8 protein-coding genes are annotated in these 17,353 nt (G+C 65.0%); all 8 read left to right on the forward strand.

Annotation, left to right across the window (positions count from 1 at the left end; genetic code table 11):
* Positions 1-94: 94 nt before the first annotated feature.
* The 8 genes from AMD14_RS09470 to xylA all read left to right on the forward strand — a co-directional run bounded on the left by AMD14_RS09470 (position 95) and on the right by xylA (position 17,288).
* The gene (locus tag AMD14_RS09470; RefSeq protein ID WP_011051127.1) at positions 95-2,815 is read left to right on the forward strand and encodes a TonB-dependent receptor; all 2,721 of its coding nucleotides are present in this window, start codon (positions 95-97) and stop codon (positions 2,813-2,815) included.
* Between the two features lie 111 nt (positions 2,816-2,926).
* Positions 2,927-5,182: a WD40/YVTN/BNR-like repeat-containing protein gene (locus AMD14_RS09475; protein ID WP_011051128.1), complete on the forward strand. Its 2,256-nt coding sequence runs from the start codon at positions 2,927-2,929 to the stop codon at positions 5,180-5,182.
* A gap of 88 nt (positions 5,183-5,270) precedes the next feature.
* Positions 5,271-7,187, forward strand: coding sequence for a sialate O-acetylesterase (locus tag AMD14_RS09480; protein ID WP_011051129.1), 1,917 nt, complete (start codon positions 5,271-5,273; stop codon positions 7,185-7,187).
* A gap of 11 nt (positions 7,188-7,198) precedes the next feature.
* Positions 7,199-8,941, forward strand: a complete 1,743-nt coding sequence (gene galD, locus AMD14_RS09485; RefSeq protein WP_033485297.1) for a GH35 family beta-galactosidase GalD — start codon at positions 7,199-7,201, stop codon at positions 8,939-8,941.
* Positions 8,942-9,045: 104 nt separating this feature from the next.
* Complete coding sequence (locus tag AMD14_RS09490) at positions 9,046-11,949, forward strand: TIM-barrel domain-containing protein (RefSeq protein ID WP_011051131.1); 2,904 nt, start codon at positions 9,046-9,048, stop codon at positions 11,947-11,949.
* Positions 11,950-12,040: 91 nt separating this feature from the next.
* A complete protein-coding gene (locus AMD14_RS09495) occupies positions 12,041-14,413 on the forward strand; it encodes a glycoside hydrolase family 95 protein (RefSeq protein ID WP_011051132.1) in 2,373 nt (790 codons plus the stop codon).
* Positions 14,410-15,903: a xylulokinase gene (gene xylB, locus AMD14_RS09500; protein WP_040260547.1), complete on the forward strand. Its 1,494-nt coding sequence runs from the start codon at positions 14,410-14,412 to the stop codon at positions 15,901-15,903. The genes AMD14_RS09495 and xylB overlap by 4 nt, the downstream gene beginning before the upstream one ends.
* Positions 15,904-15,950: 47 nt before the next feature.
* Complete coding sequence (gene xylA, locus AMD14_RS09505; RefSeq protein WP_011051133.1) at positions 15,951-17,288, forward strand: xylose isomerase; 1,338 nt, start codon at positions 15,951-15,953, stop codon at positions 17,286-17,288.
* The last annotated feature ends 65 nt before the right edge of the window (positions 17,289-17,353 follow it).

Raw genomic sequence — 17,353 nt, forward strand, 5'->3', positions numbered from 1 at the left:
GTCGGCAGATGCCAAGCCAGCACAACGACGGGCAGGGCGCTCGCGCACCGGCCCGCTAAAAACTAGAAGTACATGCGTCCTGGGAGGGAGCACCATGTCAGTGCAACATCGCCACGTTCCGGCAGGCCGGACTGTGGGTCAGCGTTCGATCCGTGATTTCCGCCGCTCCGTGATGGCCATCAGTGTGGCCACGCTGCTGAGCGCGCAGGCCTATGCGCAGGATGCGACCACCACTGCCGCGCCGGCATCGGATGCGACGACGCAACAGCTGGACACCGTGCAGGTCACCGGTACCCGCAGCAGCGTGACCAAGGCGCAGCTGGTCAAGCAGAACGCAGAGCAGATCGTCGATTCCATCGTTGCCGAAGACATCGGCAAGCTGCCCGACAACAACGTGGCCGAAGCGCTGCAGCGCATCTCCGGAATCCAGATTTCGCGCAACTACGGCGAAGGCAGCTCGATCGCCATCCGCGGCCTCACCCAGGTGCGCACCGAGCTCAATGGTCGCGACATCTTTACCGCCAACGACGGCCGTGGCCTGAGCTTCGAAGACGTGTCTGCCGAATTGCTCGGTGGCGTCAATGTCTACAAGAATCCGTCTGCCGACATGATCGAAGGTGGCCTGGGCGGCACGGTCGACCTGCGCACGCGTCTGCCGTTCGACTACGACGGCCGCAAGATCGCCGGCAGCGTGCAGTACAACTATTACGACCTCGCCGACGACGGCAAGCCGGCGTTCTCGGGCCTGTTCAGCGATCGCTGGCAGACCGGTATCGGCGAGATCGGCATCCTGGTGAACTACTCGCAGCAGAAGAGCCCGTTCCGTCAGGACACCATCTCGATCGAGCCGTGGTACACCCAGACCGATCTGCCGGGCTACGAAGGCCAGGGCGTGTCGGTACCGCACGGCGCCGGCATCAACACCACCGTCGGCGAGCGCGAGCGCAAGACCGGCGCGTTTGCGATGCAGTGGCGTCCGAACGATGCAGTGGAGGTCTATACGCAGGTGCTGCGTTCGGACTACGACTTCAGCTGGCACGATTATTCGTTCTTCGCGCTGACCGGCGCCAACCCGATGCAGGGCTTGCCTGGCATCCAGGTCAATAACCGCAACGAGTTCGTCAACGGCTCGTTCCAGAATGTGCCGACCGAATCCAATACCAGCTTGACCGAGCGGCATTCGGTGACCACCGATTACTCGCTGGGTGCCAAGTGGACGGTCAACGAAAAGCTGACCCTGAGCACCGACTTCCAGTATGTCGATGCCACCACCACCGGCACGCGCTACATCCTGTCTACCGGTCAGGTCACCAGCCCGCAGTTCAACGTGGATTTCCGTGGCGATCTGCCGCGCTTGTCGGTGACCGATGCCAGCGGTGCGGAAGGCTACCTGGCCGACGTCAACAACTACAACGGTTGGCGCTATCACCTGGACAACAAGGACGACAACACCGGCACCGAATTCGCCTGGCGTTCGGATATGGATCTGGCCTTCGATAGCGACTTCGTGCGCAGCTTCAAGGCCGGTGTGCGTTACACCGACCGCGATGCCGAAACCAAGGGCAACATCTATCGCTTCATGTGCATCAACAATTGCGCGGGCGCACCGTTTTCGCAGTACCCCGGCATCGGCGTGATGACCAATCCGATCACCGACTTCTTCCGCGGCGAGAGTCATGCCTTCGGGCCGACCCTGACGGCATCCGATGCGGCAGTGGCGAACTATCAGCAGACCCTGGCTGCCTTCGGTGCCACCCCGCTGGAATTTGCGCCCAACAACATCAACACGCAGAGCGAGAAGACCTACGCGGCGTATGGCGTACTGCGCTTCGGCGTGGATGGCGACATTCCGTTCGATGGCAACATCGGGGTGCGCGTGGTGCGCACCGAAGTGGGCTCGCAGGGCGTACGCACCGGCACCGATGCCGAAGGTGGCGGCCTGATTCCGGTGGATGCGCAGCAGACCTACACCGACGTGCTGCCCAGCTTGAATCTGCGTTGGATGCTCAGCGATCAGCTGCAGTGGCGGTTTGCCGCCTCGCGCGGTATTTCGCGCCCGACCTTCGACAAGCTCAACCCGAACCTGAGCCTGAGCACCGGCACCTCGAACGGCGCTTCGACCTTCACCGGCACCGCGGGTAACCCGAGTCTGGAAGCGGTCAAGGCCGACCAGTTCGACACCGCGCTGGAGTGGTACTTCGGCCAGGGGTCGATGATGTACGGCACCCTGTTCTACAAGAAGGTGGAAGGCTTCATCGCCAATGCCGTCTTCAACGAGGTGTACGACGGCCAGGTGTGGCAGATCACCCGTCCGGTCAATGGCGATTCGGGCAAGATCCGCGGCGCCGAATTGGGTTACACGCAGTTCTTCGACTTCCTGCCGGGCTGGTTGAGCGGTTTCGGCCTGCAGACCAACTACACCTACGTCGACAGCGAAGCGCCGAGCCCGACCGCCACCGACACCAACGGCCAGTCGCTGACGGTGCCGCTGGAGGGCCTGTCCAAGAACAGCTACAACGCGATCCTCAGCTACGAAACGGCGCGCTTCCAGGGCCGTGTGGCCTACAACTGGCGCAGCGACTGGCTGGTGACCACTGCGGGCAACGGCACCGGCAACCTGCCGGTCTACAACAAGGGCTTCGGCCAGCTGGATGCCTCGCTGCGTTTCAACATCAATGATGTGTGGTCGATTTCGCTCGATGGCGTGAACCTGCTCGATACCCGTCGCGAAAGCTATCTGGGCACCGAGTCGCGCTACCGCGATTTCGTGATCAACGATCGTCGGTATGGCCTGACCTTGCGGGCCAGCCTGTAGAACGCGCCGTAGGAAGTGCGTCGCCGGTCCGGCGAGCTGTGCAGGCAGCTCGTTGGGCCGGTGTTTTTCCTATCGATGGCCAGGCCATCGATCGCGAGGGGAGCCGGAGGAATGATCGCCGTGATCGATCCGCCTACTAAGCGCCGTTTTTCTGCAGCACATGCGTGGCTGACTGCCGTCTGCCTGACGCTGGTGCTGCTCTTCATGACGTCCGAGGCATCCGCGGACGAGCCCGGTACGCCAGACCCGTATCAGTGGCACAGCGTGGCCATCGGGGGGGGCGGCTTTGTCACCGGTGTGCTGTTTCATCCCGCCGAACGCGATCTTGCCTATGCACGCACCGATGTCGGTGGTGCCTATCGCTGGGACGCGCAGGCGCAGCAGTGGGTCGCGCTGACCGATTGGTTGGGCGCCGACGATTGGAATCTGATGGGAATCGACGCTTTTGCGGTCGATCCTGCCGACCCGAACGCGTTGTACCTGGCTGCTGGCACCTACATGCACGAACGCGCCGGCAATGCCGCGGTGTTGCGTTCGTTCGATCGCGGTAAGCAGTTCGAACGCGCCGACCTGCCGTTCAAGCTCGGTGGCAATCAATTGGGCCGCGCCAATGGCGAGCGGCTGGCCGTTGACCCGCACGACGGCCGTGTGCTGTTGCTTGGCTCACGTGATGCGGGCCTGTGGCGCAGCGACGATCGCGGCGCGCACTGGGCGCGGGTGGAAGGATTTCCTGCCGATGCATTGGCTGGCGCCACGGCGCGCAACCATGTCGGAAGCGAACAGGCGGTGGGCATCGCCTTCGTGGTGTTCGACGCCGCCAGCGGCCATGCTGGCGCTGCGACACCACGCATCTATGTGGGCGTTTCGACTGCGCAAACCAGCCTGTATGTCTCCGAAGATGCGGGGCGCACCTGGTCGGCCGTGGCCGGGCAACCCAAGGGGCTGCGCCCCAGCCACATGGTCGGTCACAACGCTGGGCAGTGGTACTTGAGCTATGGCGATCGCCCCGGCCCGGATCTGATGGCCGGTGGCGCGCTGTGGAACTACGACGCGACGCAAGGCCGCTGGCGCGAGATCAGCCCGATTCCACAACCAGCCACTGGCGATGGTTTCGGCTGGGGCGCGGTGGCGGTGGATCCGCAACATCCGCAGGTGCTGCTGGCCAGCACGTTCCGCCGCCGCACGCCGCGCGATGAGGTGTTTCGCAGCGGCGATGGCGGACGCAGCTGGGTTCCGCTGTTGGCGGCTGCGCAGTTCGATCACAGCGCCGCGCCGTGGACCGCGCACGCAACACCGCACTGGATAGGCGCGCTGGCGATCGATCCGTTCGATAGCAACCACGCCACGTTCGTCACCGGCTACGGCATCTGGGCCTCGCGCAATCTGCAGACGTTTTCAGAGCAGCAGCCGCTGCAGTGGTGGTTCCAGGACCGTGGGCTGGAAGAAACCGTGCCGCTGGATCTGCTCAGCCCGATGGCCGGCGCGCATCTGCTCAGCGCGCTGGGCGATATCGATGGCTTCCGGCATGACGCGTTGGACACCGCACAGTTGCAGTATCTTGGTCCGCGCCTGACCAATGGCGAAAGCATCGATGGCGCCGGCCAGGCGCCGCAGTGGGTGGTGCGCAGCGGTACCGTGCGCGATCGTCGCAACAACGAGATTCGCGCGCTGTATTCGCAGGACGGGGGCACGCACTGGGCTGCATTCGCCAGCGAGCCGCCGCGCGGGCAGGGGGCCGGCACCATTGCCATTGCCGCCGATGCATCGCAGGTGGTGTGGGTGCCGGACCAAGGCGGGGTGTGGCGCACTGGCGATTTCGGCAAGCGCTGGCAGCGCGTGCAGGGCTTGCCCGATACCGCGGTGGTGGTGGCCGACCGCGTCGATGCGCAGCGCTGGTATGCGGCCGATCGGGTGAGCGGGCGCCTGTACGAGAGCAGCGATGGCGCGGCCAGCTTTCGCGATACCGGACAGCAGGTTGGCAGCCCGGCGCGCGATGAACGTGCGCGCCCGCAACTGCGTCCCGACCCCTGGCGTGCGGGCGTGGTGTATCTGGCCAGCCCGACGCTGGGCGTGATGCGTTGGCAGAACGGCCAGTTGCGCACGCTATCCAAATCAGATGAAGCGCGCTCGCTGGGCATCGGCAAGGCGCTACGTGCCGGCGCGCCGCCGGCCCTGTATCTGGCCGGGCGCGTGGCGGGCGTGGATGGCATCTTCCGCTCCGACGACGAAGGCGCCCATTGGCGACGCATCAACGACGATGCCCATCGCTTCGGCAAACCGTATAGCGTGACCGGCGACCCGCGGATTGCCGGCCGCGTGTACTTTGCCACCGGCGGCCGTGGCATCTTCTATGGCGATCCACGATGAGCGCGGCCGCGCTGCGCGCGTCATCGCGCTGTCTTACCGTGTACGGCGCTGTGCGGCGCCTGGCTGCGCCAAATTTGGAGATCACTGCATGACCGCTTCTTTCGTTCGTCGTGGCTGCCTGCTGGGCCTGGTGCTGGTCAGTCCGTGTGCCTGGGCGGTGCCGACGCTGCCGCTGCTGCTTGCCGATGGCGCCGTGCTGCAGCGCGATCAGCCGATGCCGGTCTGGGGCTGGTCTTCGCCCAACGCCGCGATCGCGGTCAGCTTCGACGGCAAGCGCGCCACCGTCAAGGCCGACGCAACAGGGCAATGGAAGGTCAGGCTGCCTGCGCATGCAGCCGGTGGTCCGTACGTGCTACGTGTGCAGGGCGACGGGGGCGAGCTGCAGGTGCGCGATGTGCTGGTCGGCGATGTGTGGCTGGCCGGTGGGCAATCGAACATGGAATGGCCGCTGGCCCAGGCCAGCGACGGCCCGCAAGCGGTGGCCGCTGCCAACGATGCGCAGCTACGGCAGTTCAAGGTGCCCAAGTCGTGGTCGGTGCAGCCGCAGGCGCGCCTGACCGGTGGCGAGTGGAAGGCCGCAACGCCTGCCAATGCCGGTGAATTCACCGCGGTTGGCTATTTTTTCGCCAAGGAGCTGCGCGCCAGCACCGGCGTGCCGATCGGCATCGTCAACAGCACCTGGGGCGGCAGCGCGATCGAAGCGTGGATGGACGCTGCGTCGTTGGGCCTGAATGCCGATCAGAACCAGGGCGCGATCGAGGCGATCAAGCAACGCGACGCCGCAGCGCAGGCGGCCACCGGCAAGCGCATCGCGCGTTGGCCCAAGGTGGAGGACGAGATGCCGCAATGGCGCGAAGCGGCGTTCGACGACAGCGACTGGGACAGCATCCCGGTCACCAAGCAATGGGAATCCAGCGGCTACGACGGCATGGACGGCATCGCCTGGTATCGCACCACCATCACGCTCAGCGCTGCCGAGGCCAAGGCCGGCATCACCTTGGGCGTGGGCCAGATCGACGATTCGGATACCACCTACGTCAACGGCCAGCAGGTCGGCAGCACCGAAAAGCAATGGAACCTGCCACGCGTGTATCAGGTGCCGGCTGCGGCGCTCAAGGCCGGCGTCAACCACATTGCGGTCCGCGTGGAAGACCTCAGCGGCGGTGGCGGCATGCATGGCCCGGACGAGCAGCGCTTCGTGCAGACCAGCGCCGGTGCCAAACGCGCGTTGGACGGCTGGAAATTCCGCCCGGCCGCAGTGAGGGTGTCGTTGACCGACAACAAGAATCAGCTGCCCACGCTGCTCTATAACCAGATGATCCATCCGCTGCAGCCGTTCCCGGTCAAGGGCGTGATCTGGTACCAGGGCGAAACCAATGCCACCGACACCGGCGCGGTGAAATACCGCGAGCAGTTCGCAGCGATGATCCGGCAGTGGCGTGCCGAGCGTGGCGACAAAACGCTGCCGTTCCTGTGGGTGCAGCTGGCCAACTTCAAGGCCGGCGGGGACAAGGGCGAGCTGAGCCCGTGGGCGCTGTTGCGCGAATCGCAGTCCAAGACGCTGGCGCTGCCGGCGACCGGGCAGGCGGTGATCATCGATATCGGCAACCCCACCGACATCCATCCCACCAACAAGCGCGATGTGGGTCATCGCCTTGCACTGGCGGCGCGGCATGTGGCGTATGGCGAAACGCTGGTGTACAGCGCGCCGGTGTTCAAGCGCGCAAGTTTTGACGGCGGCAAGGCGGTGCTGGGCTTTGATTTGCAGGGCAGCGCGCTGCAGGTGCGTGGCGGCGGTGCTGTGCAGGGCTTTCGAATTGCCGGCGCCGATCAACGCTTCCACCCGGCCACCGCGCAGATCGATGGCGACCGCGTGATCGTGCGCAGCGATGCCGTCGCCGCACCGGTCGCCGTGCGCTACGGCTGGAGCGAAAACCCGGACGACGCCAATCTGATCAATCGCGACGCCCTTCCTGTTTCCCCTTTCCGCACCGATACCTGGTGACACGGAGCCTTATGTCCATGCATTCCCCCGTTGCACGCGTGATCGCTTCTTCCCCTGCACGCCGTCGCCTGCGTCCGCTGCTGCTGTCCGCGTTGGCGCTGGCCCTGGCGGCGTGCCAATCCGGCGAACAGGACGACAAAGCCAAGCCAGCCGCAGTCGCACCGATTGCCGGTAGCGCAGCGACCACGCCTGCCACGGCAGCGGCGCCGGCGGCGCAGACGCCGATGCCGCAGTTCGTCAGCAAGGACGGCAAGCATGCGTTGATGGTCGATGGAGCGCCGTTCCTGATCCTGGGCGCGCAGGTCAACAACTCCAGCAACTATCCCGGCATCATGGACAAGGTGTGGCCGGCCATGCAGGTGCTCGGTCCCAACACCGTGCAGGTGCCGATCGCCTGGGAACAGGTGGAGCCTGAAGAAGGCAGGTTCGATTTTTCCTTCGTCGATACGCTGCTCAATCAGGCGCGCGAGCACAAGGTACGGCTGGTGCTGTTGTGGTTTGCGACCTGGAAGAACAACGGCCCGCAGTACGCGCCGCATTGGGTCAAGACCGACAACCAGCGCTTCCCGCGCGTGGTCACCCGCGAAGGCAAGTCGATCGGTTCGCTGTCGCCGCATGCGCAGGCCACCCTGGATGCCGACCGCAAGGCATTCGTCGCCTTCATGCAGCACCTGAAAAAAGTGGACCCGCAGCACACCGTGATCATGATCCAGCCGGAGAACGAGGCGGGCACCTACGGCAGCGTGCGCGACTTCTCGCCGATGGCGCAGAAGCTGTTCGACGGCCAAGTGCCGGACGAGCTGATCAAACGGATGAACAAGCAGCCGGGCACCTGGGCGCAGGTGTTCGGTGCCGATGCCGACGAGATCTTCCACGCGTGGTCGATCGGCCGCTACATCGACCAGATAGCGCAAGCCGGCAAGGCCGAGTATCCGTTGCCGATGTACGTCAATGCTGCGCTGCGTGGCCCGTTCAATCCGGGCCAGCCCGGCCAGTACGCCAGCGGTGGACCCACCGACAACGTGCTGGATGTGTGGAAGGCGGCCGGCCCGCACATCGACCTGCTGGCGCCGGACATCTACATGCCCGAATACCGCATGTACACCACGGTGCTGGAACGTTACGCACGCCCGGACAACGCGCTGTTCGTGGCCGAAACCGGCAACCGCCCCGAATACGCGCGCTATCTGTATCCCACGCTGGGCCACAACGGCATCGGCTGGTCGGCCTTCGGCATCGACTACACCCGCTATTCCAACTATCCGCTCGGTGCCAAGCACGTCAACGAAGAGACGCTGGCGCCGTTCGCGCTCGGATTTCAGGCGGTCAGCATGGGGATGCGGCCGTTCGCCAAGGCCGCTTCCGAAGGCAAGCTGCATGGCACTGCCGAAGAACCCGGCCAGGCCGTGCAGGAGCTCAAGCTCAACGACCGTTGGAGCGCCACCATCACCTATGGCGTGCCGCAGTTCTGGTTCAAGGGCGAGCCGCCGGGCAATCCCGAACCGATCGGCGCCGCATTGATCGCCGAACTGAGCCCGGACGAATTCCTGGTCACCGGTTACCACGCGCGCGTGACCCTGCATCCGGCCAGCGACGCCACCGCCAACATGATCTACGACCGTGTCGAGGAAGGTGTGTACGAAGGCAACGATTGGAAATTCCAGCGCAACTGGAATGGCGACCAGACCGATTACGGCGTCAATTTTTCCAGCGTGCCGCAGCTGCTCAAGATCAAGCTGGCAACCTACAAATAAGCGCGCCTGCCACCACGCCGCGACGCCGCCGCGACGGCATCGCCTCGCCTTACCCATGCGCTGCCGCCCCCGCGGCACCGTTTCGTCATTCAAAGGGAGTGATCATGCAAACCACCATCCGTTCTGCCGGCGCCATGCCTGCCAACCGACGTACGTCACTGGCCCAGTGCCTGGCGTTGTCGCTGGCCTTGCTGGCCAATGCCGCACACGCGCAGGAAGTGCGCAAGGCCGCCGATGGCGTCACCGTGGTGCCGAGCGCCAAGGGCGCCGCACCGGTGCGCCTGCAGGTGGTCGATGCCGGCATCATCCGCGTCAGCGCCGATCCGGACGGCGACTTCGCGCGCAGCCCCAGCCTGATGCGCGTGCCGGTGCAGGGCGACACCGCGTTCCAGGTTGCCGAGCAGGGCGACAGCGTGCAGCTGAAGACCGGCAAGGTCACTGCCAGCATCTCCACCGTCGATGGCCATGTCAGCTTTGCCGATGCCAACGGCAAGCCGGTGCTGTCGGAAGTGGCCGGCGGGCGCAGCTTTGCGCCGCTGAACGTGGAGGGCAAGCAGTACCTGAGCGTGCGTCAGCGTTTCCAGTCGCCCGACGACGAAGCGCTGTACGGCTTCGGCCAGCACCAGCAGGGCTGGATGAACCAGAAGGGCCGTAATGTCGAGCTGCAGCAGAACAACATCGACATGGCGGTGCCGTACCTGGTGTCCAGCCGCAACTACGGCCTGTTGTGGGACAACAATTCGATCACCCGCCTGGGCGACCCGCGCGGCCTGCAGCCGCTGCCCAAGACGTTGACGTTGTACGACGCCAAGGGCAAGGCCGGTGCGCTGACCGCGCGTTATGCGATCAACGGCAAGCACATCCTCGAACGCCGCGAGAGCGAGGTGAACTACCAGTACCTCAGCGACCTGACCAAGTATCCCAAGAAGGCGATCACCAAGGACAAGAACAGCCGCATGCAAGTGACCTGGGAGGGCGAGATCGAAGCGCTCACCGGTGGCGAGCACACCTTCTCGCTGTATTCGAGCGAGTACGCCAAGCTGTACGTGGACGGCAAGCTGGTCGTCGATCGCTGGCGCCAGAACTGGAATCCGTGGAATCACGAATTCAAGCTCGATCTTGAGCCGGGCCAGCGCCACACCGTCAAGGTCGAATGGGACCTGATCGACCCCAGCTACATCGCGCTGCTGCACCGCGACCCGCTGCCGGCAGCCGAAGCGAAGGACCTGTCGCTGTGGTCCGAAGCCGGCCAGATGATCGACTACTACTTCGTCTCCGCCGATTCCTACGATCAGGCCGTTGCCGGCTACCGCGCGCTCACCGGCAAGTCGACGATGCTGCCCAAATGGGCCTACGGCTTCTGGCAGAGCCGCGAGCGTTACAAGAGCCAGGACGAGTTGGTCGGCGCAGTGGCCGAATACCGCAAGCGCAAGTTGTCGCTGGACAACATCGTGCTGGATTGGTCGTACTGGCCCGAGAATGCCTGGGGCTCGCACGATTTCGACCCGCAGCACTTCCCCGATCCGGACGGCATGGTCAAGGCGGTGCACGACATGCATGCGCAGATCATGATTTCGATCTGGCCCAAGTTCTATCCCACCACGGCCAACTACAAGGAACTGGACGCGGCCGGTTTCATGTTCAAGCGCAACGTGGAAGTGGGTGAGCTGGACTGGATCGGCAAGGGCTACAAGAACTCGTTCTACGACCCGTATTCGGAGAAGGCGCAGGCGATCTATTGGCGCCAGATCAACGAAAAGCTCAACAGCAAGGGCTTCGACGCCTGGTGGATGGACGCCGACGAGCCGGACGTGCACTCGAATCTGGACATCGCCGAGCGCAAGGCACGCACCACGCCCAACGCGTTGGGTTCGTCCACCGAATACTTCAACTCCTACCCGTTGCCGCACACGCATGGCGTGTACGTGGGCGACCGCGCGGCCGACGACAAGCGCGTGTTCATCCTTTCGCGCAAGGGCTATGCCGGCACCCAGCGCAATGCGGTGGCAGTGTGGAGCGGGGACATCGTCTCGCGCTGGGACGACATGCGCGACCAGATCTCCGGTGGCGTGAACATGGCGCTGTCGGGCCTGCCCAATTGGACCTTCGACATCGGCGGCTTTGCGGTGGAGAAGCGTTATGAAGACCAGGACCCGGCCCACCTGCCGGAATGGCGCGAGCTCAACACGCGCTGGTTCCAGTTCGGTGCGTTCGTGCCGATCTTCCGTTCGCACGGCCAGTTCCCGTATCGCGAGATCTGGAACATCGCACCGGAAGGTACGCCGTTCTACGAGAGCATGGCCTACTACAACCGTTTGCGTTCTGCGTTGCTGCCGTACATCTACAGCCTGGCCGGCGACACCTACCAGCGCGATGGCGTGATCATGCGCGGCATGATGATGGACTTCCCGAACGACCCCAAGGTCCGCGACATCAACGACCAGTACCTGTTCGGGCCGGCGTTCCTGGTCGCACCGGTGACCCGCTTCGGCGCCACCTCGCGGCAGGTGTATCTGCCGGCCGGCAGCAGCTGGCTGGAGTTCGCCACCGGCAAGCGTTACGAGGGCGGCCAGAGCATCGAAGCTGCCGCGCCGATCGAGCGCATGCCGTTGTTCGTGCGTGCCGGTTCCATCGTGCCGACCGGCCCGGTGCAGGAATACGTCGACCAGGTGGCGGACGCACCGCTCACCGTGGTGGTCTACACCGGCGCCGATGGCCAGTTCTCGCTGTATGAAGACGATGGCAAAGGCTACGGCTACGAGAAGGGCGAGTTCAGCCGCATCCCACTGGTCTGGAACCAGGCCAAAGGCGAGTTGAGCATCGGCAAGCGCGAAGGCAGCTGGACCGGCATGCAGGCCAAACGCACCATCAACGTGCGCTTCGTGGACGGCCCGCGCGACGATGCCGGCGCGCTCGCGCCCAAGACCGACGCCAGCATCCAGTACGACGGCAAGCCGGTCAGCGTGTTGCAGCGCAAGATTGCGTCGGGCAAAGCGCGTCGTCGATGATCGCAGGCCGTTTTCAGTCGATGAGCACCCAGATGCCGGAACGCCGCAAGGCAGGTGCGCGCGGTTCCGGTCAGTCAGCACGGCGGTTGCCGTGCTGACCCGTCGTGAGCTGTGCAAGGCGACCGGGGCCGCCATCGCGGTCCTGGGCGCCGTGCCGGCAGCTGCACAGGCCACGCAGGCTTCGAAAACAACCGCGCTCCCGCCCGTCGCGGCTGCCGAGGCCCTGCAGCTGTGGTACCGCGAACCGGCCAATGAATGGGTAGAAGCCTTGCCGGTCGGCAACGGGCGATTGGGCGCGATGGTGTGGGGCGGTATTGCCCATGAGCGCCTGCAGCTCAACGAAGACACGCTGTATGCAGGCGGGCCCTACGATTCAACCAGCCCTGACGCGCTGGCGGCTTTGCCGCAGGTGCGTGCGCTGATCTTCGCCGGTCGTTACGCAGAAGCCGAAAAACTGGCCGATGCCAAGCTGCTTTCGCGTCCGCTCAAACAGATGCCGTATCAACCGTTGGGCGATCTGCTGCTGGATTTCGATCGCGCCGACGGCATCAGCGACTATCGCCGTCAGCTTGATCTGGACACGGCGGTGGCAACCACCACGTTCCGCTCCGGCGGCGCGGTGCATCGGCGCGAGGTATTCGTCTGCGCGCAGGCGCAATGCATCGTGGTGCGGCTGTCGTGCGACCGCCCCGGCGGTATCTCGCTGCGTGTGGGCATCGACAGCCCGCAAACCGGCGAGGTCACCGCGGAGCCGGGCGGTTTGCTGTTCAGTGGTCGCAACGGCAGTTTTGCAGGTATCGAAGGCAGGTTGCGGTTTGCATTGCGGGTGCTGCCGCAGGTCAGTGGCGGCAAACTGAGCCAGGTGCGCGACCGTCTACGCATCGACGCGGCCGATGAAGTGGTGTTGCTGCTCAGCGCAGCAACCAGTTACCAACGCTTCGATGCGGTCGATGGCGATCCGCTCGCATTGACCGCCGCACGCCTGCGCAAGGCTGCCAAGCTGGATTTCCCCGCGCTGTTGCGTGCGCATCTGGCCGATCATCAACGCCTGTTCCGGCGCGTGGCGATCGACCTCGGCAGCAGCGAAGCCGTGCAGCTGCCTACCGACGAACGCGTGCAGCGGTTCGCCGAAGGCAATGATCCGGCACTGGCTGCGCTGTATCACCAATACGGACGTTACCTGCTGATCTGCAGCTCGCGGCCCGGCACCCAGCCGGCCAACCTGCAGGGTATCTGGAACGACCTGATGCAGCCGCCGTGGGAAAGCAAGTACACCATCAACATCAACACCGAGATGAACTACTGGCCAAGCGAGGCCAACGCATTGCACGAATGCGTTGAACCGCTGGAAGCCATGCTGTTCGATCTGGCCCAGACCGGTACGCACACCGCAAGGGCGATCTACGACGCGCCGGGTTGGGTGGTGCACAACAATACCGACCTGTGGCGCCAGGCCGGCCCGATCGACGGCGCGCAATGGAGCCTGTGGCCGATGGGCGGCGTATGGCTGCTGCAGCAACTGTGGGACCGCTGGGATTACGGCCGCGACCGCGCGTACCTGAGCAAGGTCTACCCGTTGTTCAAGGGCGCCGCCGAGTTCTTCGTTGCCACGTTGATGCGCGATCCGCAGACCGGCGCGATGGTGACCAATCCGTCGATGTCGCCGGAAAACCAGCACCCCTTCGGTGCGGCCGTGTGCGCCGGGCCCAGCATGGACGCGCAGCTGCTGCGCGATTTGTTCGCGCAATGCATCGCCATGAGCAAGTTGCTCGGCATCGATGCGCAGTTGGCCCAGCAATTGGCCGCCCTGCGCGAGCAATTGCCGCCCAACCGCATCGGCAAGGCGGGGCAGTTGCAGGAATGGCAGCAGGACTGGGACATGCAGGCGCCGGAGATCAACCACCGCCACGTCTCGCATCTGTACGCCTTGCATCCCTCGAGTCAGATCAATCTGCGCGATACCCCGGAACTGGCTGCGGCCGCACGCCGCTCGCTGGAAATCCGTGGCGACAACGCCACCGGCTGGGGCATCGGCTGGCGCTTGAACCTGTGGGCGCGGTTGGCCGACGGCGAGCATGCCTACCGCATCCTGCAACTGCTGATTTCGCCAGAACGCACCTATCCGAACCTGTTCGACGCACATCCGCCCTTCCAGATCGATGGCAACTTCGGCGGCACCGCCGGCATCACCGAGATGCTGCTGCAAAGCTGGGGCGGTAGCGTGTTCCTGCTGCCGGCCTTGCCCAAGGCCTGGCCACGCGGCAGCGTGCGCGGTTTGCGCGTGCGTGGCGGCGCCAGCGTGGATCTGGAATGGGAGGGCGGTCGCTTGCAGCAGGCACGCTTGCACAGCGATCGTGGCGGGCGCTATCAACTGTCCTACGCAGGGCAGACCCTGGACCTGGAACTGGGCGCAGGCCGCACCCAGCAGGTGGGACTCAACAACAACCGATTGGTGACGCAATGAGCTTGTATGTAGGACTGGATGTGGGCACGCAGAGCGTCAAGCTGGTGGCCTACGATCCGCAGGATCGCGCCGTGGTCGCCACCATCGCAGCGCCCATGGGGCTGATCAGCCGCGACGACGGCACCCGCGAACAACAGGCGCAGTGGTGGATCGACGGCATCGTGCATTGCTTCGCGCAGCTCGATGGCGAACAGCGTGCGCGCGTGCGCGGCATCTCCGTCTCCGGCCAGCAACACGGCTTCGTGCCGGTGGCCGCCGACGGCAGCGTCACCGCGCCGGTCAAGCTGTGGTGCGATACCAGCACCGCGCTGGAATGCGATGAAATCATGGCCGCCGTCGGCGGCGCCGCAGGCAGCGTGGCCGCGGCAGGCAACCCCATCATGGCCGGCTATACCGCCTCCAAATTGCCGTGGACGCGCAAGCATCGTCCCGATGCGTATGCCGCGATGACCACGGTGATGCTGCCGCACGACTACGTGAACTTTTGGCTCACCGGCGAGCGCTTTGCCGAAGTGGGCGATGCCTCCGGTACCGGCTGGCTGGACGTGCGCACGCGGCAGTGGTCCGAGCGCATGCTGAGTGCGGTCGACGCACAACGCGACCTGCGCGAGGCGTTGCCGCCGCTGGTGGACACGGGCGCGGTCTATGCCTTATCCGATGCCGCCGCCCAGGCATTGAATCTGCCGGCCGGCGTGCGCGTCACCACCGGCGGCGGCGACAACATGATGGCCGCCATCGGCACCGGCAACGTAGTGCCCGGGCGCCTGACCATGAGCCTGGGCACCTCGGGCACCTTGTTCGCCTATGCCGATCACCCGGTGGTGGACGATGAGGCGCGCTGGGCCGCGTTCTGCTCCTCCAGCGGCGGCTGGCTGCCCTTGATCTGCACGATGAACTGCACCGTCGCCACCGAGGCGGTGATGCGCATGTTCTCCATCACCCGCGACCAGACCGAAGCGATGATCGCCGACACCGCGCCGGGCGCCGACGGGCTGGTGCTGCTGCCGTTCTTCAACGGTGAGCGCACCCCGGATCTGCCGGCTGCGCGCGGCTGCCTGTTCGGGATGGATCTGCACAACACCACCGCCGCGCATTTCTATCGCGCCGCGATGGAAGGTGCGACCTACAGCCTGCGCAACGGCTTCGATGCCTTCGTTGCTGCGGGATTGCAGTTCGATACCATCCTGCTCACCGGCGGCGGCAGCAAGAGCGCGCAGTGGCGGCAGATGGTGGCCGACATCTTCAACCTGCAGGTCGTGGTGCCGACCCAGCCCGAAGGCGCTGCGTTCGGTGCCGCGCTACAGGCATTGTGGGCCTGCGAGCGCGCCGATGGCGGCGATGCGGCGTTGGCCGACGTGGTGCTGGAGCACCTGCAGGTGGACGATGCGCTTGCCGCACAGCCCAACCCGCAGCATGTGGCCCAGTATCAGCAGCACTATCAGACCTTCCTCAAGCACCTGCATGTCGTCAGCCCGCTCTACGCCGGTTGATCGATAGTTTTTCTACAACTCCCCCAGCAGCAAGGACTTCACACCCCATGAGCAACACCGTGTACATCGGCGCGAAAGAATATTTCCCCGGCATCGGCAAGATCGGTTTCGAAGGCCGCGATTCGGACAACCCGCTCGCGTTCAAGGTCTACGACGCCAACAAGACCATCGGCGACAAGACCATGGCCGAGCATCTGCGCTTTGCCGTGGCCTACTGGCACAGCTTCTGCGGCAATGGCGCCGATCCGTTCGGCCCGGGCACGCGTGCGTATCCGTGGGATGTGGGCGATACCGCGTTGAACCGTGCCGAAGCCAAGGCCGATGCGGCGTTCGAGTTCTTCACCAAGCTCGGCGTGCCGTACTACTGCTTTCACGACATCGACCTGTCGCCGGATGCCGATGACATCACTGAGTACGAGAGCAACCTCAAGCACATGGTGGGCGTTGCCAGGCAGCGCCAGGCCGACACCGGCATCAAGCTGCTGTGGGGCACGGCCAACCTGTTCTCGCATCCGCGCTACATGAATGGTGCCTCGACCAACCCGGACTTCAATGTCGTGGCGCGTGCGGCGGTGCAGGTCAAGGCCGCGATCGATGCCACGGTGGCGCTGGGCGGCGAAAACTACGTGTTCTGGGGCGGGCGCGAAGGCTATGCCTGCCTGCACAACACGCAGATGAAGCGCGAGCAGGACAACATGGCGCGCTTCCTCACCCTGGCGCGCGACTACGGCCGCAGCATCGGCTTCAAAGGCAACTTCCTGATCGAGCCGAAACCCATGGAGCCGATGAAGCACCAGTACGATTTTGATAGCGCCACCGTGATCGGCTTCCTGCGTCAGCATGGCCTGGACCAGGACTTCAAGCTCAACATCGAGGCCAACCACGCCACCTTGTCGGGCCATAGCTTCGAGCACGACCTGCAGGTGGCATCCGATGCCGGCCTGCTCGGCAGCATCGATGCCAACCGCGGTAACGCGCAGAACGGCTGGGACACCGACCAGTTCCCGACCGATCTGTACGACACCGTCGGCGCCATGCTGGTGGTGCTGCGGCAGGGCGGGCTGGCACCGGGCGGCTTGAACTTCGATGCCAAGGTGCGTCGCGAATCGTCCGACCCGCAGGACCTGTTCCTGGCCCACATCGGCGGCATGGACGCGTTCGCCCGCGGGCTGGAAGTGGCCAACGCGCTGCTGACCGCCTCGCCGCTGGAACAGTGGCGCGCCGAGCGTTACGCCAGCTTCGACAGCGGCGCGGGCGCGGACTTTGCCGCAGGCAAGACCACATTGGCGGATCTGGCCAAGCATGCGGCCGGCAATGCGCCCCAGCAGATCAGCGGCCGCCAGGAAGCGTATGAAAACCTGATCAATCAGTATCTGACGCGTTGATGTCCCGTGGCCGGCGGCGCATTGCGTCGCCGGCCGATGGCGGCCACCCCCGTGGACGCTCCCTT

It is taken from the genome of Xanthomonas citri pv. citri, from assembly GCF_000961215.1.
GTDB classification, from domain to species: domain Bacteria; phylum Pseudomonadota; class Gammaproteobacteria; order Xanthomonadales; family Xanthomonadaceae; genus Xanthomonas; species Xanthomonas cissicola.

What these genes read in the sequence shown, in the direction of transcription:
- AMD14_RS09470 (WP_011051127.1), top strand. Translation starts at nt 95, where the DNA reads ATGTCAGTGCAACATCGCCACGTTCCGGCAGGCCGGACTGTGGGTCAG.
- AMD14_RS09475 (WP_011051128.1), top strand. Translation starts at nt 2,927, where the DNA reads ATGATCGCCGTGATCGATCCGCCTACTAAGCGCCGTTTTTCTGCAGCA.
- AMD14_RS09480 (WP_011051129.1), top strand. Translation starts at nt 5,271, where the DNA reads ATGACCGCTTCTTTCGTTCGTCGTGGCTGCCTGCTGGGCCTGGTGCTG.
- galD (WP_033485297.1), top strand. Translation starts at nt 7,199, where the DNA reads ATGTCCATGCATTCCCCCGTTGCACGCGTGATCGCTTCTTCCCCTGCA.
- AMD14_RS09490 (WP_011051131.1), top strand. Translation starts at nt 9,046, where the DNA reads ATGCAAACCACCATCCGTTCTGCCGGCGCCATGCCTGCCAACCGACGT.
- xylB (WP_040260547.1), top strand. Translation starts at nt 14,410, where the DNA reads ATGAGCTTGTATGTAGGACTGGATGTGGGCACGCAGAGCGTCAAGCTG.
- xylA (WP_011051133.1), top strand. Translation starts at nt 15,951, where the DNA reads ATGAGCAACACCGTGTACATCGGCGCGAAAGAATATTTCCCCGGCATC.